16 protein-coding genes are annotated in these 19,952 nt (G+C 69.9%); 7 read left to right on the top strand and 9 right to left on the bottom strand.

Going from position 1 to position 19,952, the window contains the following annotated elements:
* Positions 1–2: 2 nt before the first annotated feature.
* Positions 3–380: a thioredoxin gene (gene trxA / locus P3X83_RS14750; RefSeq protein WP_277305596.1), complete on the bottom strand. Its 378-nt coding sequence runs from the start codon at positions 378–380 to the stop codon at positions 3–5.
* A gap of 286 nt (positions 381–666) precedes the next feature.
* Between trxA and P3X83_RS14745 the strand changes: the two genes are divergently transcribed.
* Positions 667–4,206 (top strand): S8 family serine peptidase, encoded by a 3,540-nt coding sequence (locus P3X83_RS14745; protein WP_277305594.1) that lies wholly within the window; start codon positions 667–669, stop codon positions 4,204–4,206.
* Between the two features lie 88 nt (positions 4,207–4,294).
* Positions 4,295–4,576, top strand: coding sequence for a hypothetical protein (locus tag P3X83_RS14740; protein WP_277305593.1), 282 nt, complete (start codon positions 4,295–4,297; stop codon positions 4,574–4,576).
* Between the two features lie 180 nt (positions 4,577–4,756).
* Here P3X83_RS14740 and P3X83_RS14735 read toward each other — a convergent pair whose 3' ends face one another.
* On the bottom strand, positions 4,757–4,879 hold the full coding sequence (locus P3X83_RS14735) for a hypothetical protein (RefSeq protein WP_277305592.1): 123 nt from the start codon (positions 4,877–4,879) through the stop codon (positions 4,757–4,759).
* 67 nt (positions 4,880–4,946) lie between these two features.
* A complete protein-coding gene (locus P3X83_RS14730; protein WP_277305591.1) occupies positions 4,947–5,360 on the bottom strand; it encodes an ATP-binding protein in 414 nt (137 codons plus the stop codon).
* A gap of 200 nt (positions 5,361–5,560) precedes the next feature.
* Between P3X83_RS14730 and P3X83_RS14725 the strand changes: the two genes are divergently transcribed.
* The 4 genes from P3X83_RS14725 (at position 5,561) to P3X83_RS14710 (ending at position 13,033) form a co-directional block, all read left to right on the top strand.
* Complete coding sequence (locus P3X83_RS14725; RefSeq protein WP_277305590.1) at positions 5,561–6,376, top strand: helix-turn-helix transcriptional regulator; 816 nt, start codon at positions 5,561–5,563, stop codon at positions 6,374–6,376.
* Positions 6,364–6,567, top strand: coding sequence for a DUF397 domain-containing protein (locus tag P3X83_RS14720; RefSeq protein ID WP_277305589.1), 204 nt, complete (start codon positions 6,364–6,366; stop codon positions 6,565–6,567). The genes P3X83_RS14725 and P3X83_RS14720 overlap by 13 nt, the downstream gene beginning before the upstream one ends.
* Before the next feature lie 251 nt (positions 6,568–6,818).
* The gene (locus P3X83_RS14715; protein WP_277305588.1) at positions 6,819–9,854 is read left to right on the top strand and encodes a S8 family serine peptidase; all 3,036 of its coding nucleotides are present in this window, start codon (positions 6,819–6,821) and stop codon (positions 9,852–9,854) included.
* A 170-nt stretch (positions 9,855–10,024) separates the two neighbouring features.
* Entirely contained in the window at positions 10,025–13,033 is a 3,009-nt protein-coding gene (locus tag P3X83_RS14710; protein ID WP_277305587.1) for a S8 family serine peptidase, read from the top strand.
* Between the two features lie 469 nt (positions 13,034–13,502).
* Here the strand turns inward: P3X83_RS14710 and P3X83_RS14705 are convergent, their stop codons facing one another.
* The 5 genes from P3X83_RS14705 to P3X83_RS14685 all read right to left on the bottom strand — a co-directional run bounded on the left by P3X83_RS14705 (position 13,503) and on the right by P3X83_RS14685 (position 18,622).
* Complete coding sequence (locus tag P3X83_RS14705) at positions 13,503–14,753, bottom strand: VWA-like domain-containing protein (protein ID WP_277305586.1); 1,251 nt, start codon at positions 14,751–14,753, stop codon at positions 13,503–13,505.
* Positions 14,750–15,988, bottom strand: coding sequence for a MoxR family ATPase (locus tag P3X83_RS14700; RefSeq protein WP_277305585.1), 1,239 nt, complete (start codon positions 15,986–15,988; stop codon positions 14,750–14,752). Before P3X83_RS14700 ends, P3X83_RS14705 begins: the two co-directional genes overlap by 4 nt.
* Before the next feature lie 69 nt (positions 15,989–16,057).
* Positions 16,058–17,413 carry a hypothetical protein gene (locus P3X83_RS14695; protein ID WP_277305584.1) on the bottom strand — a complete coding sequence of 452 codons (1,356 nt, stop codon included), beginning with the start codon at positions 17,411–17,413 and terminating at the stop codon, positions 16,058–16,060.
* A 182-nt stretch (positions 17,414–17,595) separates the two neighbouring features.
* Positions 17,596–17,946, bottom strand: a complete 351-nt coding sequence (locus tag P3X83_RS14690) for a beta/gamma crystallin domain-containing protein (protein WP_277305583.1) — start codon at positions 17,944–17,946, stop codon at positions 17,596–17,598.
* Positions 17,947–18,091: 145 nt separating this feature from the next.
* Positions 18,092–18,622, bottom strand: a complete 531-nt coding sequence (locus tag P3X83_RS14685; RefSeq protein WP_277305582.1) for a hypothetical protein — start codon at positions 18,620–18,622, stop codon at positions 18,092–18,094.
* 170 nt (positions 18,623–18,792) lie between these two features.
* On the opposite strand from P3X83_RS14685, the gene P3X83_RS14680 reads away from it, so the two are divergent.
* The gene (locus P3X83_RS14680) at positions 18,793–19,473 is read left to right on the top strand and encodes a permease prefix domain 1-containing protein (RefSeq protein ID WP_277305581.1); all 681 of its coding nucleotides are present in this window, start codon (positions 18,793–18,795) and stop codon (positions 19,471–19,473) included.
* Between the two features lie 15 nt (positions 19,474–19,488).
* Here the strand turns inward: P3X83_RS14680 and P3X83_RS14675 are convergent, their stop codons facing one another.
* Positions 19,489–19,728 (bottom strand): hypothetical protein, encoded by a 240-nt coding sequence (locus P3X83_RS14675; RefSeq protein ID WP_277305674.1) that lies wholly within the window; start codon positions 19,726–19,728, stop codon positions 19,489–19,491.
* Positions 19,729–19,952: the final 224 nt, after the last annotated feature.

Genomic DNA, 19,952 nt, shown 5'->3' with positions numbered 1-19,952 from the left:
GGTCAGCTCTTGGGCTGCTCACCGTCGAGTTCGGCCGCCAGCTCGGCGCGGATGGAGTCCATGTCCAGCGCGCGCACCTGGCCGATCAGGTCCTCCAGCGCGGGCGCGGGCAGCGCGCCGGGCTGGGCGAAGACCACGATGCCGTCCCTGATCGCCATGATGGTCGGGATGGAGGAGATCTCGAAGCCCTCCGCCAGGCTGGTCTCGGCGTCAGTGTCGATCTTGCCGAACGTGATGTCGTCGTGCTTCTCCGAGGCCCGCTCGAAGATCGGCCCGAACTGCCGGCACGGCCCGCACCACTCCGCCCAGAAGTCGAGCAGCACGATCCCCTCATCGGCGATCTCGTTGAAGTTCTTCTCGGTTACCGCGACAGTCGCCACCAGTGGCTCCTAGCTTCCGGCGTTTCGCTTGACAGCCCACATAACCATGTACCCTGCCTGGACATTCCTACCATGATCTCGCGTCGGGCAGGGCTCGCCGCCCCCCGAACGCTCCACGCGCCCGGAGCGGGCCCGGCCGCCGCCACGGCTGTCCAGATCCGGACAATCGCCGTGCATTTCCTGACTTCGTGAACTTCTCCGGCTGACCGCCTCTTGCAAAGCGAAAAGGGAGAATTCATTGTTCTCGCGTGGCTGTAATGATCACAGTCCCGCGAAGGGAGAGCACGTGTCTCATCCCGCAATGCACCGGACACCCCGGCTGCCGGCCCGGACCATCGCAGGCATCATCAGCATCGTCGCCGCGATCGGCCTCTTCGCCCAGCAAGGCGCCGCGCACGGCGCGCCGTTCCTGGAACCCGGCCATGACAAGATCGCGGACGCCGTCCTGGCCGACCTGAAGGACGGCAAGGCCTCCTTCTGGGTCCGTCTCACGGACGAGGCCGATCTCACCGCCGCCCACCGGGCGAGCGGCAAGGTCGCCAAGGCACGGGCGGTGTACGCCGCCAAGACCGAGCACGCCAAGCGGTCCCAGGCGGGGCTGCGGGAGTTGCTGGCCGCGCGCCACGCCGACAACACCCCCTTCTGGATCGTCAACGCCGTCAAGGTCACCGCCGACGCCAAGCTCGCCGAGGAGATCGCCCGGCTGCCGGAGGTCGCCGCCGTCGAGCCACTGCGGAGCGTCCAGGCGCCCGCCCCCGAACCGGCCGCCGCCCTGCCCAGGGCCAATGCCGTCGAGTGGAACATCGACCGGATCAACGCGCCGCGCGTGTGGGACGAACTCGGCGTGCGGGGCGAGGGCATCGTCGTGGCCCACATCGACACCGGGGCCGCGTTCGAGCACCCGGAGATCGCCTCGCGCTACCGGGGCAGGCAGCCCGACGGGCGGATCGACCACAACTACAACTGGTTCGACCCCGCCGGGGCCTGCCCGACCGCCGCGCCCTGCGACAACAACGACCACGGCACGCATGTCGCGGGGACCATGGTCGGCCAGGGCGGCATCGGCGTCGCCCCCGGCGCCAGGTGGATCGCCGCCAAGGGTTGCGAGACGAACACCTGCACCGACACCTCGCTGCTCGCCGCCGGGCAGTGGATCCTCGCGCCCACCGACCTCAGCGGCCGCAATCCCCGGCCCGACCTCGCCCCGCACATCGTCAACAACTCCTGGGGCAAGCCCGGGTTCGACCGCTGGTACAAGACGGTCGTCAACGCCTGGGTGGAGGCGGGCATCTTCCCGATGTTCGCCAACGGCAACGAGGGGCCGAACTGCTCGACCAGCGCCACGCCCGGTCAGTACGTCGAGAGCTACAGCACGGGCGGTTTCGACGTGAACAACGTCGTCTACAACCGCTCCAGCAAGGGCGCGGGCGAGAACGGCGAGATCAAGCCGAACATCGCCGCCCCGGCGGTGGCGGTGCGCTCCTCGGTGCCCGGCGGGTACGCCGGCTTCACCGGCACCTCGATGGCCTCGCCGCACGTGGCCGCGACGGTGGCGCTGCTCTGGTCGGCCGCGCCGTCGCTGCAGGGCGACGTCGATGCCACCCGGCGTTTGCTGGACGGCACCGCCGTGGACATGCCGGACACGAGCTGCGGCGGGACCGCGCAGGACAACAACGTCTTCGGCGAGGGCCGCCTGGACGCCTACGCCGCCGTACGGGCCGCGCCGGCCGAACCGCTCGGCGGGCTGCGCGGGCGGGTCACGTCGGCGGGCGAGCCGGTCGGGTCGGCGAGCGTGGTGCTGACCGGGCCGCTGAGCCGTACGGTGGCCACCGGTGAGGACGGCACGTTCGCCGTGCCCCGCCTGACGCCGGGCGACTACGAGATCACCGTGACCAGGTTCGGCTACCAGGGGTCCGCCCCGGCGTCCGTCACCGTGGCCGACGGCCAGACCGCCACCGCCGACGTCGCACTCGACCGGCTGGCCTCAGGCGTCGTCACCGGAACGGTCACCACGGCAGGCGCGCCCGAGGCGGGCGCGACGGTCACCGCGACCGGCACCCCCGTCAGCGCCGTCACCGACGCGTCCGGCCGGTACCGGCTGACGCTCCCGCACGGCTCCTACGACCTGGCGGTGGCCGGGACGTCCCGCTGCGCGAGCGCGACCACGGTCCAGGTCGTCGTGGCCGGGGACGTGACCAGGGACGTCGAGCTGCCGCTGCGCGGCGACAACTTCGGCTACACCTGCGCGAGCGGCGCCGAGCCGTACGTGGGCGGCACCGAACGGCTCGCGCTCACCGGCGACGACCAGTCGCTCGCGGTGACCCTGCCGTTCCAGATCCCCTTCTACGGCGCGGGACAGAGCCGGGTCCAGGTCGCCACCAACGGCTTCGCCTCCTTCGGCGGGGCCTCCACCGCCAACGGCAACGGCACGCTGCCGTCCACGGGCACGCCCAACCTCGCGGTCTACCCGTTCTGGGACGACCTGGTGGTGGACGAGACGGCGGGCGTCTACACGGCCACCGTCGGCGCCGCCCCGCACCGGTCGTTCGTGATCGAGTGGCGCAACGTCAAGTACTACGACCAGACCGACCAGCGGATCACGTTCTCCGCGCTGCTCGGCGAGGACGGCACCATCGGCTACCGCTATAAGGACGTCGACAGCGTGCGTGACCAGGGTTCGAGCGCCACGATCGGGATCGAGAACGCCGCGGGCACGGACGCGCTGCTCTACTCCTACAACGTCCCGGCGCTGACGGCGGGCCAGAGCCTCACGTTCGCCGCCACCCGGCACGGCCTGGTCACCGGCAAGGTCACCGACGCCAACGACGGCGACCCGCTGTCCGGGGCCACGGTCCAGATCGGCCAGGTCGCCACGCTCACCACCGGCGATGACGGCACCTTCTACGGCCAGGTCCCGGCCGGGGACCACCGGGTCACGGTGTCCAAGGAGCACTACGCGACCTTCGGCCAGGACGTCACCGTCACCCCCCGGGCGGTCACCAGGATCGACACCGCGCTGGTCACCGGAAGGGTGGGCGCCTCGACGGGCGAGCTGACCGTGGTCGCCCCGCCGGACGCCACCCGCAAGGCGACGCTGAAGCTCACCAACCTCGGCGCGGCCACGGACTACACCGTGACCGCCGAAGCGGCCCAGCCCGGCTGGCTGACCGTCTCCCCCGCCTCCGGACGGCTCGCCAAGGACGAGTCGGCCACGGTGACGGCCACCGTCGTGAGCACGGGCATCACGCCCGGCGGCCTGCGAGCCGGGAAGCTGGTGATCCGCTCGGCCAGCGGGCGGCAGCCCGTCATCGAGGTCGCCGTCACCGTGGTGGTGCCCAAGCACCAGGTCGCGGTGGACGCGGGCGGCTCGGCGGCGGTCACCGACGCGGCCGGTGACGTGTGGACCGCCGACCGCAAGTACACCGCCGGCGGCCACGGCTACCTCGCCACCAAGAGCGGCGTCCACACCACCACCCGGACCATCGCCGGCACCACGGAGCAGGGGCTGTTCCGGAAGGTCAGGGAGGGCCTGCTGGAGTACCGCTTCGACAACGTCCCCGCCGGGACGTACACCGTCGAGCTGGGATTCGCCGAGACCAGGCGGAAGAACATGGGCGAACGGGTCTTCGACGTGATCGTGGAGGGCCAGCTCGCCATCCCGGCACTGGACCTGGCCCTGGAGGCGGGCACCTTCACGGCGGTCACGCGTCAGCACACGGTCCGGGTCACCGACGGACAGCTCAACGTCCGCTTCGCGACCAGGACCGGGGATACCACGGTGAGCTTCATCCGGATCTCCGAACGCCCCGACAAGGCGGCTCGCTGACCCGCGAATGACTACAGAATGGACTGCTACATAGACACCGGAGCGGCGGAAGGTGCAGATCGCACTGATCCGATCTGGAGGAGACCTCGTGTCCCACCTTCCGCCGCTCCGGCGACCGGCCCTCGCCCGAACCCTCGCCGCCCTGTTGGCCGGGTTCAGCCTGTTACTCCCCCAGGGCCCGGCCGGCGCCACCCCTGAACCCACCAAGATCGACAAAGCCGACCTCGCCGACCTCAAGGACGGCAAGGCCACCTTCATGGTCCGCCTCAACGGCAAGGCCGACCTGCGGACGGCCCGGGCCGCCACCACCAAGACCGCCAAGGCCAAGTCCGTCTACGCGGCTCGGGAAGCGGCTCATCGAGATCGATGAGGATGAGGCGGGGGTGCAGTTCGTCACCGCCGCCGCCCCACCAGATACGGGTCCCCTTGAGGGGCGCGCCACAGCGAAGATGGCCGCTCGGAAGATCGATCATGGAATGTTCCCTCCTATCGCGCGAATCGGACGGGCCCGGCGACTCGACGTCTCCGAGCAGGCCGAGCACGAAGTGCGTCAATCGCTCCCCGGCTTGGCGCGAGGGCCGTCCAGCAGGGCGTCCACGGCCCGCTCCGGACTGAATACCGCAGTCACGACGGCGCTGAACAGTTGCTCCCTGGTCCCGAAGAACCGCCGCACCAGCGCATATCCTCATACGAGGACTTTCAAGTCTCCATGTAGAGACTTCTTGAGCCGGCCGAAGCCGTCATTCCGGGAGGGCGCGCTCGGCGATCACCGTGCGTCCGCCGGTGCCGAGCAGAGGAGCGAAAGACCATTCGTCGGTCAGTGCCGCCACGAGCGCCAGCCCCTTGCCGCCTTCTGTGAACACCTCGGGCGGGCCCACCCGAGGCTCCGTCGGAGAGCCCTCGTCGGTGACCTCGATTCGAACACAGGACGGCCGGACCTGGACGGCGAGCACCACCATCCCGCCGTCTCCGGAAGCGGTGTGCAGGATCGCGTTCGTCACCAGTTCCGACGTGACGAGCAGGAGATCGTCCAGGCAGGATTCGTCGAAGGCGTTCCCCTTCCAGAAATCCCGGAGGATCGCCCGCGCGGCCTTCGGCGCTCGCTCGTTCCCCAAAAGATGCAGAAACAGCGCGACCGGAACCCCATTTGTCATTTTCGTGAAGATTTCTCGTGTCATGGTTGTCGCCCTTATAGGGAGCCGTGCGACTTGGGATCCTTACTATGTCTCACCTCGGCCGACAGGTAGCCGCAAAAGATCTTCACTTTCCGATGACAAACAACTGCGTTGCGTGTACCGGTATGTAAAGCTCAGCAGCGGTCAGGTACTGCCAACGGCCCCGAACCGGAGGCGCGATGCTCACTGAGTCGCAGTTGATGGCGATAAAGCAGTTCGGTCTGGAATTGCGAAGATTTCGGAAGGAGGCGCGGCTCTCCCAGGCGCGCCTGGCCGGCCCGCTGGGCTGCGGCCAGTCACTGGTCGGGCATTTCGAACGCGGAACGCGCACGCCCCAGCGGGAGCACGCGGAAGCCGCAGACCGCTTTTTTGATTCTTCGCCCCAATTTTTCAAGCTATGGAAGCGAATCCATTACGCGCCCGGCGGCCCGCAGTGGTACGCGCGATGGCTGGAGGAGATCGAGCCGAACGCCGAAATATTGCGGAGCTGGGATCCGATACTGATCCCCGGTCTGCTCCAGACAGAGGAGTACGCCCGTTTCGTCATCGCGAACGACGAGACGCCGCCCAATCTCGTTGAGGATCGGGTGCGCGCCCGGTTGGCGCGTCAGACCATCCTCGATCGCGAACGGCCCCCCGAGGTCTGGGTGATGATCGACGAGACCGCCCTCCACCGCCTCATCGGCACGCGGGCGACGATGCGCCACCAACTCGATCACCTGATCGCCGCCGCCGAGCAGCCGGGGATGACCATTCAGGTCGTTCCTCGTGACAGCGGCACCACCGCGGGTCTCAGCAGCAGCTTCATCCTCGCGGAATCACACGGCGTGCCCACCACGGTCTCGATCGAGTCCGCGGGGCTCGGCGAAGTGTCGGCCGATGTGGATCTCGTCTCTCTCGTGTGCCGACGTTATGACAGACTGCGCGCAGAGGCACTACGCCCGCGTGACTCATCCCGGATGATCGAGGAAGTGCGAGGCAAATGGAACGAGTAGACCTTTCAGGTGCCATCTACCGAAAGTCCACGCGATCCGGCGGCGGTGGTGGCAACTGCGTCGAAGTGGCATCCAATCTCCCCGGCGTCGTGGCCGTCCGCGACAGCAAGGACCCCAGTGGTCCGGTTCTCGTCTTCAGCCCCACCGACTGGGCCGCCTTCATCACCGGGCTCAAAATGAGCACCGAATGAAGTGGAAACCGGTCACCTGACGGACCGACGATGGTCTCGACCGAACATCGGCCCCCAAGAAGATCACAAGCAACACCCGTGCCCCCGGCGCCCGCCCCGCGCCGGGGGCACATTGACGTCCGGACACGGGCGCCGCGGCCGCGTGGGCGCCCCTCCTGAACGTGAGCAGGAAATGGTATGTGGGATAGACAGTCGGGTGACGAATGGTGGCTGCCGTACGGAAATCCACGATCTCACGGTAGGGAAATCCATTGCCGCATCCTCCGCCGCGCCGACGTCCGGCCTTTCGACTGCTCATCGGCCTGCTCGCCGCCTTCAGCCTGGTGATCCCGCAGACCGGCGCGCACGCGGCGCCGTACCGCGAACCCGGCGACAAGAAGATCGCCGATGCCGTCCGTACCGATCTGAAGGACGGCAAGGCCACCTTCCTCGTCCGCCTCAAGGGAGAAGCCGACCTCGGCTCCGCCCGCAAGGCCGCCACCAAGGCCGCCAAGGGCAGGTCGGTCTACGCGGCCAAGACCGCCTATGCGAAGAAGTCACAGGCCAGGCTCCGCGCACTCCTGATCGACCGGAAGGCGGATCACACCCCGTTCTGGATCGTGAACACGGTGCGGGTGACCGCCGACGCCGTGCTCGCCGCGGAGATCGCCGCCCTCCCCGAGGTCACGGCCATCAAGCCCATCGAACGGCTCGAAATCCCCGAGACCAGACCGGGCAAGACGCAACCGAAGGCGAAGGCCGCGGCCGCCGGCGCGATCGAGTGGAACATCGACCGGATCAAGGCCCCGCGCGTGTGGAACGAGTCGAACAACCGGGGCGAGGGCATCGTCATCGGCGTCCTCGACAGCGGCGTGGAGTTCGAGCACCCGGAGATCGCCGCGCAGTACCGAGGCAGACGGCCCGACGGAAGGGTGACCCATGACTACAACTGGTTCAATCCCTCCGGAGTCTGCGGAAGAGAAGATTCGGTCCCGTGTGATCGCACCGGCCACGGCACCCATGTGACCGGCACCCTCGTCGGCAAGAACGGCATCGGGGTCGCCCCCGGCGCGACGTGGATCGCCGCGGGGGCCTGCTGCGAGACACACGACCTGCTGGCGGGCGCCGAGTGGATGCTCGCGCCCACCGACATGAACGGCGAGAACCCTCGTCCCGATCTCGCCCCGCACATCGTGAACAACTCCACGGGTTCGAATACGCCCGACTACGACGACATGTATGAGGAGATCCTCGACGCCTGGCTCGCCGCCGGAATCTTTCCGATGGTCGCCAACGGCAACCTGCACGAAGGACACTGCGCCCGCACCCCCGTTCCCGGGCAGTACACCGAGACCTACAGCGCCGGTGATTTCGATATCAACGACCGGATCAGCGACATGTCCAGCCGGGGCCCCGGTGAGAACGGCGAGATCAAGCCCAATATCGCGGCGCCCGGGAGCGACATCCGTTCCTCGGACCGCAACGGTGGATACCGGTCTCGAAGCGGCACCTCGATGGCGTCCCCGCACGTGGCCGGCACGGTGGCGCTGATCTGGTCGGCCGCGCCCTCCCTCCTGGGTGACATCGCGGCCACCCGCGCGCTTCTCGACGGCACCGCCATCGACACGCCGGACATGAGCTGCGGCGGCACGCCGGAGGACAACAACGTCTACGGCGAGGGCCGCCTCGACGCCCACGCCGCCGTCCAGGCGGCACCGGACGAACCGCTCGGCACCCTGACCGGCACGATCACCGCGGCCGGCCGGCCCGTCGCGGACGCCGAGGTGAAGGTCACCGGACCGCTCGGCCGGACGGCCGGCACCGGCCACGACGGTACCTACTCCATGCCGCGCCTCTCCCCTGGCCGATACCAGGTCACCGTGGCCAAGTACGGCCACCAGACCGCCACCGCGACGGTCACGATCTTGGACGGCCAGACCGCGACCGCCGACGTCACGCTGCCTCAGCAGCCCCAGGGAACCGTCTCGGGAACGGTCACCGTCAGAGGCACCGCCCAGGCCGGAGTCACGCTCGTCGTCCCCGGGACGCCGGTCAAGGTCACCACCGACGCCGCCGGACTCTACCGGTTCACCCTGCTGCACGGCTCCCATCGGCTTGAGGTCAAGCCGCCCTCGGCCTGCGCCGAGAGCGCCACCGAACAGATCACCGTCGCCGGAGACGTGACCAGGAACATCGACCTCCAAGTGCGCGCCGACGAGTTCGGTCACACCTGCGAGGTCGGCACCGAACCGTACGTGGCCGGGAACCGGCGTCTGACACTGACCGGCATGGACATGGCCGAGCGAGTGGCGCTGCCCTTCCCGGTGCCGTTCTACGGCACGGCCCGCACCGAGCTGTGGGTCAGCACCGAGGGCTACGCCTCGTTCGCCGAACCCCCGGCCCCGGCGGAGGACAACGACAGCCTCCCGGAACCATGGGCACCCAATCAGGCGGTTTACCCCTTCTGGGATGACCTCCGGATAGGCGACGACGCCGGGGTCTACACCGCCACGGTAGGGACGGCACCGCATCGATCCTTCGTGATCGAATGGCGGGATGTCACCATAAGCTCCGCCGCCACCTCCAAGCTCTCATTCTCCGCGCTGCTCGGCGAAGACGGCACGATCAGTTACCGCTACAAGGACATCGACACCCCCTTGGAGGAGGGCGAGAGCGCTACCGTCGGCATCGAGAACGCCGATGGCACCGACGCGCTGCAGTACTCGTACAAGACCTCCTTGCTCCGCGACGGTCAGAGCGTGACCTTCACCGCCGCCGGCCACGGCGTGGTACGCGGCACCGTCACCGACGCCAACGACGACGAACCCGTGGCGAACGCCACCGTGGAGTTCCCCGACATCGCCACCTACACCACCGGCGCGGACGGCACCTTCACCGGCCAGATCCGCGCCGGAAACCACAACGCCAAGGTCAACGCCCCCAACTACGGCACCACCCACAAAGACATCACCATCACCCACGGCACGATCACCACGATGAACACCGGACTCATCACCGGCAAGATCGCCGCCACGCCCGCCGAACTGAACCTCACCGCCCCACCCGGCGGCACCACCACCGCCACCATCACCCTCACCAACCAGGGCTGGCCCACGCCGTTCGAAGCCACCAGCGACTCCGCCTGGCTCACCGTCACCCCAGCCCAAGGCGGCCTGACCCAGAACCAGACCGCCACCCTCACCATCACCGCCACCGCAGCCGCCACCGAACGCAACGGCAAGATCACCATCACATCCACCAGCGGCCGTAAACCCGTCATCGAAATCCCCGTCACCATCACCCAATGACCATCGAAAGGCCCATCGGCTGAACACCGGAGCGGCGGAGACCCCACGTCCCCGCCGCTCCCGGCCTGCCCGATCCTGATCACGCGTCGTAATGAGCACCGAACGGTCTGCCGGATAGATACCGGTCCGCTGGAGGGTAAAGGCCCGACCTTTCCAGTAAAGGAGACCTCGTGTCCCACCCCCCGCCGCGCAGGCGGCCGATCCTCGCCCGCACGCTCGTGGGCCTGCTCGCCGGGCTCGGCCTGCTCGTCCCCCACCAGACGGCGAGCGCCGAGCCGCGACCACCCGCCAAGATCGACAAAGCGGTCTTGACCGATCTGAAGGACGGCAAGGCCACCTTCATGGTCCGGCTCAAGGGCGAAGCCGACATCACCGCCGCCCGCAAGGCCACCACCAAGGCCGCGAAGGGCAAGGCCGTCTACGACGCCCAGACCGCCTTCGCCAAGAAGTCCCAGGCCACGCTCCGCAAACTGCTGACCGAACGCAAGGCCGAGCACACCCCCTTCTGGATCTCCAACACCGTCAAGGTCACCGCCGATCCGAAGCTGGCCGCCGACATCGCCGCTCTGCCCGAGGTCACCGCCATCGAGCCGGTCGGCCGGGCCGCGATCCCGAAACCCGTACCGGACAAGGCGCGGCCACAGAAGAAGACGGCCAACGCCGTCGAATGGAACATCGACCGGATCAACGCCCCCCGCGTCTGGAACGAACAGAACAACCGAGGCGAAGGCATCGTCGTGGCCATCCTCGACAGCGGGGTGGAGTCCGAGCATCCCGCACTGGCCGGGCAGTACCGGGGCAGGCACTCCGACGGCCGCGTGGACCACGACTACAACTGGTTCGATCCCGATCAGGTCTGCCCCCGTTCCAGGCCGTGCGACCGCACCAGCCACGGCACGCACGTGGCCGGCATCATCGTCGGCCAGGACGGCATCGGGGTCGCCCCCGGCGCCCGATGGATCGCCGTCAGGGGGTGCGACAACAACATCTGCGAGGAGGACACCCTGCTCGCGAGCGGTGAATGGCTCATCGCCCCCACCGACCTGAACGGCCAGAACCCCCGTTTCGACCTCGCCCCCGACATCGTCAACAACTCCTGGATCAACCCAACCAGATACGACGACTGGTACCGGGACATCGTCAGGAGATGGGTCGCCGCGGGCATCTTCCCGATGTTCGCAAGCGGCAACGCGGGGTCGGCCTGCGACACGATCTACACCCCCGGGCTGTACCCGGAGAGCTACAGCGCCGGCGCCCTGGAGGACAACGACTCGATCTGGGGCCGCTCCAGTCGCGGCTCGGACAAGTACACCGAGATCAAACCCAACATCTCCGCCCCGGGAAGCCGGGTCCGCTCGGCGGTGCCCGCCGGATACACGGTCACGTCCGGCACGTCCCAGGCGTCGCCGCACGTGGCGGGGGCGGTGGCGCTGATGTGGTCGGCCGCGCCCGCGCTGCGCGGTGACGTCGCCGCCACCCGCCAGGCGCTGGACGGCACCGCACATGACGTGTCGGACACCCGCTGCGGCGGGACGCCGGCCGACAACAACGTCTATGGCGAAGGTCGTCTGGACGCGTACGCCGCCGTCCAGGCGGCCCCCGCCGAACCTCTCGGCGGCCTCACCGGCACGGTCACCGCGAACGGCGCGGCGCTGCCCGGATCGGAGGTGACCGTGAACGGGCCGACCCGCCGTACGGTGGCCGTCGCCGAGAACGGCGCCTACTCCATGTTGCGTCTCCCGCCCGGCGTCTACCAGGTCACCGCCTCCAGGTTCGGGTACGACACCTCCGCCGCCACGACCGTGACCGTGACCGACGGGCAGACCGCCACCGCCGACGCCACGCTGACCAAGCGGCCCACCGCCGTGATCACCGGTTCGATCACCCGGGGCGACGGCCCCGAGGAGCGCGCCACGGTCACCGCGACCGGCACGCCGGTCAAGGCGGTCACCGACGCCTCCGGGCACTACGAGATGACCCTGCCGCACGGCTCCTACCGGCTGGAGGTCGCCGGTGACTCGCTCTGCGTCGGCACCGCCGCCGCACAGGTCACCGTGGCCGGGAACGTGACCAAGGACTTCGGTCTCTCAGTGCGTCGTGACGACTTCGGCTACTCCTGCGCCGGCGGCCGGGAACCGTTCGCGGCGGGCACCGAACGGCTCGCGCTCACCGGCTCCTACGCGATCGAGGAGGTGGCACTGCCGTTCCCGGTGCCGTTCTACGGCGACGCCTACTCCCAGGTCTGGGTGTCCACCGACGGCTACGCCACCTTCGCCGAGCCCGATCCGCCCCAGGAGAACGGCCCGCTGCCGAGTGCGGACGTCAACGTGGCCGTCTTCCCCTTCTGGGACGATCTGATCATGCCGGCGGATGCCGGGGTCTACACCGCCACGGTCGGCACCGCCCCCCACCGGTCCTTCGTGATCGAGTGGCGAGACGCCGCGATCCCTCAGCAGGGCGAGCCGCGCGTCACGTTCTCCGTGCTGCTCGGCGAGGACGGCACGATCGGCTACCGCTACAAGGACGTGGACAACGCGTTCGACCAGGGCTTGGACGCCACGATCGGCATCCAGAACACCGGTACGACCGACGCCCTGCAGTACTCCTACAACACCCCGTCGATCAAGAACGACCAGAGCCTGACCTTCACCGCCGCCGACTACGGCGTGGTGCGCGGCACGGTCACCGACGCCAACGACGACGAACCCGTGGCGAACGCCACCGTGGAGTTCCCCGACGTCGCCACCTACACCACCGGCGCGGACGGCGTCTTCACCGGCCAGATCCGCGCCGGAGCCCACAACGCCAAGGTCAACGCGCCGAACTACGGCACCACGTACAAAGACGTGACCGTCACCCACGGCGCGATCACCACGATGAACACCGAACTCATCACCGGCAAGATCATCGCCACGCCCGCCGAACTGAACCTCACCGGCGGCACCACGACCGCCACCATCACCCTCACCAACCAAGGGTGGCCAACACCTTACGAGGCCACCAGCGATTCGGCCTGGCTCACCGTCACCCCGGCTTCGGGAGGGCTGGTGAAGGACCAGACGGCCACCCTCACCGTCACCGCCACCGGCGGCGAAACCGAACGCAGCGGCAAGATCACCATCAACTCCACCAGCGGCCGTAAACCCGTCATCGAAATCCCCGTCACCATCACCCAATGACCATCGAAAGGCCCATCGGCTGAACACCGGAGCGGCGGAGACCTCACGTCCCCGCCGCTCCGGCTACCTCGCGCGAATCACGCCTGCGCCTTTGAACCGAGCTGACATGTCATTTCGTCGGCCCCGTGCAAGCGCTCCTGCTGGCCACGACGCCGTTGTCCGTCCACCGCACCCTGAACACGAAAACCGCCCTCGGCCCCTTGCGGAACCGAGGGCGGGCCCGGTGCGCCCCGGTATATCGATCAGGCGACCAGTCCGGCCACCCGCTGACGAAGGAATCCTCCGTCCTTCGACCGACCGGAAACCAATCCATTTTCTGCTCGCTTTCAGTCGGCCGCACCGCGCCCCATCGGCGAACGAGCCGAAGCCCCGGCCAGCCCTCGCGTGCGACTTCGGCGGCTACCAGAACCGGGCGCCCGACCAATGACCCGGCCGTGGGCCGTACGGGCCCGCCAGGGGAGCGGGGAGATCAGCCGATGGTGACCACCCGCGCCCAGTCGGGTGGGTTGTCCGGCTTGTAGTCGGGGTCGTTCTCGTCCCACGAGCGGCGTGACCGTTCACGGGCGAAGAGGCCCACGACCACCCGGCACTGCGGGCGCCTGCCAGGCCAGGGCGTCTGGCCGTCGGTGAGGATCACCATCGCGTCCGGCCGGTGCCTGGCCCGCAGTGCCTTGGCGAAACCCTCACGCAGGTCCGTCCCGCCACCGCCCACCAGCGACAGCCCTTCGGCCTCGCAGAGCGGGCGCACGACCCGGGCCGCCGCGTCGCACGACAGCACGCTGACCAGGTCGCGGCGGCCGCCCGTGGTGCGGACGATCGCGGCGACCTCCAGCAGCGCGCTGCCCAGTTCGGCGTCGCTGACCGAGCCGGAGGTGTCGATGACCACGGAGACCCGGGGCGGCCTGCGCCGCAGGGTGGGCAGGATGACGCCGGCCAGTGCGGCGGACCGCCGGGACGGCCTGCCGTAGGTGTAGTCCTCACCGACGCCGGGCCCGCAGACCGCCGAGCGGATCGCCGAACCGAGCAGTTCCCGCCACGGCTGCGGCGGATGGAACGCCTCCTCCGCCCACCGCCGCCACCCTTTCGGCACGTCTCCGGGGGCGGCGATGATCCCTTCCGCCACCCGGAAGCGGACCGCGTCCAGTTCCTGCTCGCTGAGCCCGTGCGCGCCGCCGGGGCCGAGTTCCCAGTCGCGCTCCAGGCCGTCGGCGCCGCTGCCGCAGTCCAGCCAGACCAGGTCGCGGGTGTGCGGCCCGAGCCGGAACCGACGCAGGTAGTCCTCCATGAGCTCGCCTTCGGGCAGCCCGAGCATCCCCGGCAGGACGGCGCCCCCGGGCCGGGGCAGCTCGTCGCCGAACACGTCGTCGTTGATCTCGAAGTCCGCGGCGATGTTCATCCGCAGCCGCTCCCCCGGCCCCGTCAGGCCCCGTTCCCACGCGACCCGGTCGCTGCGCCCGTGGTGGTCGCGCAGCAGGTGGGAGACCTCGTGCACCCACACGCCCGCCAGTTCCTCCACCGGGGTGCGGGCGACGAAGAACGGGGAGACGTAGCACCGCCAGTACCGGTCCACGGCCATCGTCGGAGTCCTGCGGGACTCCACCGCGTGCAACGCGAACAGCGCCGTGGCCAGGTACGGCCGGGCCCTGGCCGCGTGCAGCCGCGCGGCGAAGAGCTTCTCGGTGTCCAGGGGTGTGGCCTCCTCGGCTGGGCCGTCCTTCATCGGCTCCGCCCCGTGACGGCGGCGACACGCGCCGCCGCCCTGTCCGCCTGCCCGCTCAGCGAGACCACCCCGGCGAGCCGCTCGATCGAGTCCGGGACCGCCCAGTCCTCGCGGCGCAGCGCGGCCAGGGTGCTGGCGGGCACCACCACCAGGTCCGGGGCCCCCGTCTCCAGAGCACGGGCCAGCACCGCCCACGCCGCGTCCCAGCGGGACCTGTCCGGCCGGTTCCGGACCGCCTCCACCACGCCGTCGAGAACCACCTGCCGCAGGTCGCCCCGCTCGGGCAGGACGGCCGCCGCCGGGTCGGCGAGCAGCGTCTCGGGGTCGGGGAGGTCCATCCGGTCCAGGTAGGCCAGCAGTTCCAGCCCGGGGCCGTCCCCGACGGTGCCCCTGACCAGCATGGACAGCACGTCGCGCGAGGTGCCGGCCGCGGTGGCGAAGGCGGTCAGGCACAGCGCCATCTCCCAGCTCCTGGGCGAGGGCCAGGGGCCGCCCCGGCGGGCTTCGTCGTTCGGCAGCCGGTGCACGAGCGCCGGACGGCCGGCGAGGAGCCCGCACACCGCCCGCCGCGCGAACGCCACGGCCCCGTCCAGCCGCTCCGGGTCCAGCCGGGGCAGAGCCGCCCTGGGCCAGGTGCCGCCGAGGCCGCGCACCACGACCTCGTGGTCATGGCCCCACTGCAGGTGGACGAAACGGTTGGCGAGCGGCGCGCTCAGCTCCCACCCGTCGGCCGCGGACGACCTCGGATTGGCGGCGGCCACGATCCGGACCCCGGCGGGCAGCCGCAGGGCGCCGACCCGTCGTTCCAGTACCAGGCGCAGCAGGGCGGCCTGGACCGCGGGCGGCGCCGTGGACAACTCGTCCAGGAACAGCAGCCCCTTGCCCGCCCTGGCCAGGCGCACGGCCCAGTCCGGCGGGGCCATCGGCACGCCCTGCACCTCGGGGTCGTCACCGATCACCGGCAGGCCGGAGAAGTCGGATGGTTCGTGCACGCTGGCGATCACCGTGGTCAGCGGCAGTTCCAGAACCTCGGCGAGCTGGTTCATCGCCGCGGTCTTGCCGATTCCGGGCTCTCCCCACAGCAGCACCGGCAGGTCGGCCGCCACGGCCAGGGTGAGCGCCTCCAGTTGGGCGTCGGCGCGCGGTTCGGTGGTCGTGTCGCGGAGCAGGGCGAGCAGGTCGGCGGCGACCTCAAGCCGGGAGGGGATGTGGGCGGGCAGGACGGATATGGGCATGTGTTCACCTTCGATGTCTGGGGCGGCCCGGTAGGGCCGGGGTGAGTGAGAGAAGCGCGAAGGGTCCGGTCAGCGGCGCTTCGCGTGGCGCGGACGCGCCCGCTCGCCGCGCGGCGTGCGGTCGGGCCGGGGATCGGGGCCCTGTCCGAGGTGGGCCAGCCCGGCGCGGAACAGCCCGTGGGTGATCCGCCGACGGGCGGCCGTCTCCAACTGCTCGCGGAGCGCGCCCCTGGGCAGCGGCGCGCCGGGGCCGATGAGCGCCTCGACCATGTCCAGCGCGCCGGCGGGGTCGCCGTGGTCCAGGCGCGCGCGGACGTCGGTGAGGCACTCGGGGGCGACGTGCGCCTCTTCAACGGCCTGCAGGCAGGGCAGCGGGGTGCCGGTCAGCGCGGCCAGCAGCCTCTCCCGGCGGATCTCGTCCGGGTCGTGGTCGAGGGGGGCGAGCACGCCGTCCACCAGGCCGATCCGGTGGACGGCGCCACGGCATTCGACCAGGCGCGTGCCGTCTCCGTCCTCCGAAGCCTGCGTCGGGCCGGTGGGCGAACTCCCCGGGACGAGCGACGCCGCGACGAGCGGGTGCAGGCGGCCGGGCCCGATCAGCCCGGCGCGGAGCAGCGCCAGGTCGGGCGGCACCCACGTGGCCGCGTCGGGCAGCACGGGCGCCTCGGTGCCGCCCCGCGCGGTGGCCCACCGGACCGTCACAACGGACGCGTCCGGGTCCGCCGCCTCCAGCAGCAGTTGACGCCGTCCCCCGAGCCGGACGGCGACCGGTCCACCGGACCGTCCTTCCGCACGGAGCAGGATCAGCGCCTCGGCGGCCCACCGGTCCACGGCCCAGCCCGGCTCCGCCGGGACTCCCGGGTCCGGAGGCGGACGGCCTTCCGCGCCCGAGCGGACCCGCAGCTCATCGCACCTGCGGACGTCCCACAGGTGCCGGTGCAGGTCGAGACGGAAACGGCGGTGCGGGCGCGGATGCGGATGGCCCGCCCGACCGGGGCGGCGGCCGTCCCACAGCGCCAGGCTGATCCGCTGACCGGCGTCCGCCCAGGCCGGAGGGGTCCGGGCCACGAGATGCACCGCGCCGCGCCGTCCCGGTTCCTCCGGGTCGTACCTGGCGAGAGAGATCGTCAGCCCGGGCCGCAACAGCCCGTCGGGGGCGATCCGCGGCATGTGCCAGCGCAACAGATCGGGAGCCAGATGGCGCAGATCCGCCCGAACGCGGGCCACCAGCCCCTGGCCATGGACATGAACCGCGGAACGCGGGTTCAGATCGACGTCGACGCCCGCCGCCGCACATGCTCCCGCCCAGTCTCCGACGGCACGGCGCGCGGTGGCCTTCTCGATCATTGCCGGCGGCACGGCGAACTCGCGCACGCGCAGCCAGAGCGAAAGACGAGAATCCTCGTTCACAGCATGGAAGCGCATCAGCACTCACCTTGAGTGAACGGGACCCCCAATCTGCAGAGGTCGTTACTCATCTTGATCACCATACAACCCGTCCGCCGCGTCCGCCATGGAAACCAGGCGATCACCGGATGGACTCCCTCATGCGCATCGCCGGTCCCGGCGTTTCCCGGGACCGGCGACATGGGTGCGAAGCCGTCTGCCTAGAAGATCTGGATACGCTTCACGATGACCCGGGGGCTGTAATGCCGGGTCTGCCACTTCTCCACGGTCTCGCCACCGGACCCGCCGTCCAGCCGGTACCAGCTCACGAAGACCCGGTTGTTGCCGGAATTGATTTTGTGCACGTCCGAGATGTAGACGGTGAGATGCCCCGCATTCGCGAAGCAGTGCACCGTCTCATTGTGAATCTCGGTATAACCGGCGCCGTTCCGGCAGGTCACCTTGTCGATGGCGTAGGCGGGCGACGCTGCTGGACCGACCGTCCCGATGGCGGCGGCGCACGCTATGCCGCCAAAAAGCCCTGGTTTCTTGCCACAATTTTCACGAGGCATTACCTGGCGCGGTCAGATGAATCCGCGCGCAGCGGCGTGACTTCTCGGAATGTCGGCAGAATGCCATTGAAGCGACGGGGGCCTCGCCGGGGCGCACCGGATGGAGGGAAGGCCCGCCGGGGGTCGTGACTCACCAGGGCGTCGGTCAGACGACGAAGATCTCCTGGACCTTGACGATCTCGCCACGGTAGACGGTGATGAGCGCCGGGCGGGGGCCGTGCTTCTTGGTGCGCTTCACGAGGACGTCCCTGGCGCAGCGCTTCGCGCCCAGGCTGCCGTTGTGGTTCTCGGTCGCGCCGGTGGGGGCGACCTTGCAGCCGTAGGCGCTCAGGAAGCGCACGTTGGAGGAGAGCCGCGAGGAGTACGCCATCACGTCGTACTCCGGCGGGCCGACGAACCGGCCGCGGCCGTCCTTGCCCAGTTTCCACCGGATCGGCTCGTACTCGGCTACGTTGCCGCGCAGGTCGGTGATCCAGCCGCGCAGGATGCCGTTGCGGCGGGGGTGCAGGCGCTTGCTGAAGTCGTGTCCGGGATCCGGCTGGAACTTCGTGCCGAAGACCTTGGGCTTCTCGTAGGGCGGAATCGCGGCGGCCGAGGCCGACGCGCCGGACACCGCGGGGAGGAACGCGGCCACTGCGGCACCGGCGACGACCAGTGCCCGGATTGAGTTCTTCATGCTGTTTTTGAGTGCCGCTCAAGACGGCAGGTTCGCACAGGCGGCAGTGACCTGCGTCACACCAGTGGATATGTCCGGGTCGAACCAGGGTTTATCCCGATCTCACCCGTAATGATCAGGTCATAATCTGGACCGCGGTACCACGCACGCGAGCATCGAGCGAGGAGATCATGGCACGAGGGACCGTCATCGAGGATTACGTCACCTCCCTCGGACGTCGGCTCGCCGGGCCGCACCGGTCCAAGCGTGATCTGGTCACCGAGGCGCGTGACAGCCTGATCGACGCGGCCGACGCCCTGGAGCGGGACGGGCTGTCCCGGCGGGAGGCGGAGCTGGCCGCGGTCGAGGAGTTCGGCACGGTCAAGGAGATCGCGCCGGAGTACCAGCGGGAGCTGGCGACCGGCGCGGGGCGCAGGCTGGGCCTGGTCCTGTTCCTCACCGTGCCGATCAGCGCGGTGATGTGGTCGGTGATCTGGAAGATCTTCCCCACCGACCCCGTGGACCTGGCGAACCGGCCGGAGTGGTTCGTGCCCACCGCCCGCGCGGTCGACATCCTGCAACTGCTCTCGGGGGTCGCGGGGGCACTGGCGATGGTGCTGCTCGGCCGGGGGGTACGCCGCTTCCACCGGCCGGAGCGGATCACCGGCGCGCTGGGCGTGTTCGTCTGGGCGATGCTGCCGGTGATGCTCGTGCTGTGCTCGGCGCTGATGTTCGGCTCGAACGGCCCGCACGGCTTCGCCGACTACCCGCCGGGCGTCGGGCTCTCGTGGGTGAGCGCGATCTTCATGACCATGCAGCTCTACACGGCGTGCCGCTGCCTGCAGACGGCACGCCGCACCGCGCGCGCCTGATCGTTCGATCCCGCCTCACAGGGATCGGTGGGTCCACCTGCCGTTCAGCAGGGTGCCGATCACCTCGATCCCCCGCAGCTTCACCGGGTCCAGCGTGCCCGGGTCGGACGCCGTGATCATCAGGTCGGCGGCGTCGCCCGGCCGGACCCCGTCCCGCCCTCTGCTCGCCGCCGCGAGCGCCACCGGCAGCGGGATGGCCTGCTCGGGATGCCATGCCTCCCGGTCGTCGTCGGTCCTGGTGACGGCGGAGGCGATGCCGTCCCACGGGTCGAGCGGGGCGACCGGTGCGTCGGAGCCGAGTTCCCGGGTGCAGGCCGTGCCCGGCGGCGAGCGCCATGGTGGCGCGCAGCTCCTCCGGCGGCGTCTCCAGCCGTCCGCGGTTCTCGGTGCCGGGGTAGGGGTGCTCGCAGTAGGTCAGGATGGTCAGGATGCTCAGGCCGCCGTCGAGGGCGTGCGGCACCACCAGTTCGACGGCCTCG

The organism is Spongiactinospora sp. TRM90649 (assembly GCF_029382225.1).
In the GTDB taxonomy this organism is placed as follows: domain Bacteria; phylum Actinomycetota; class Actinomycetes; order Streptosporangiales; family Streptosporangiaceae; genus Spongiactinospora.
This window is presented reverse-complemented; position numbering and strand designations above follow the sequence as displayed.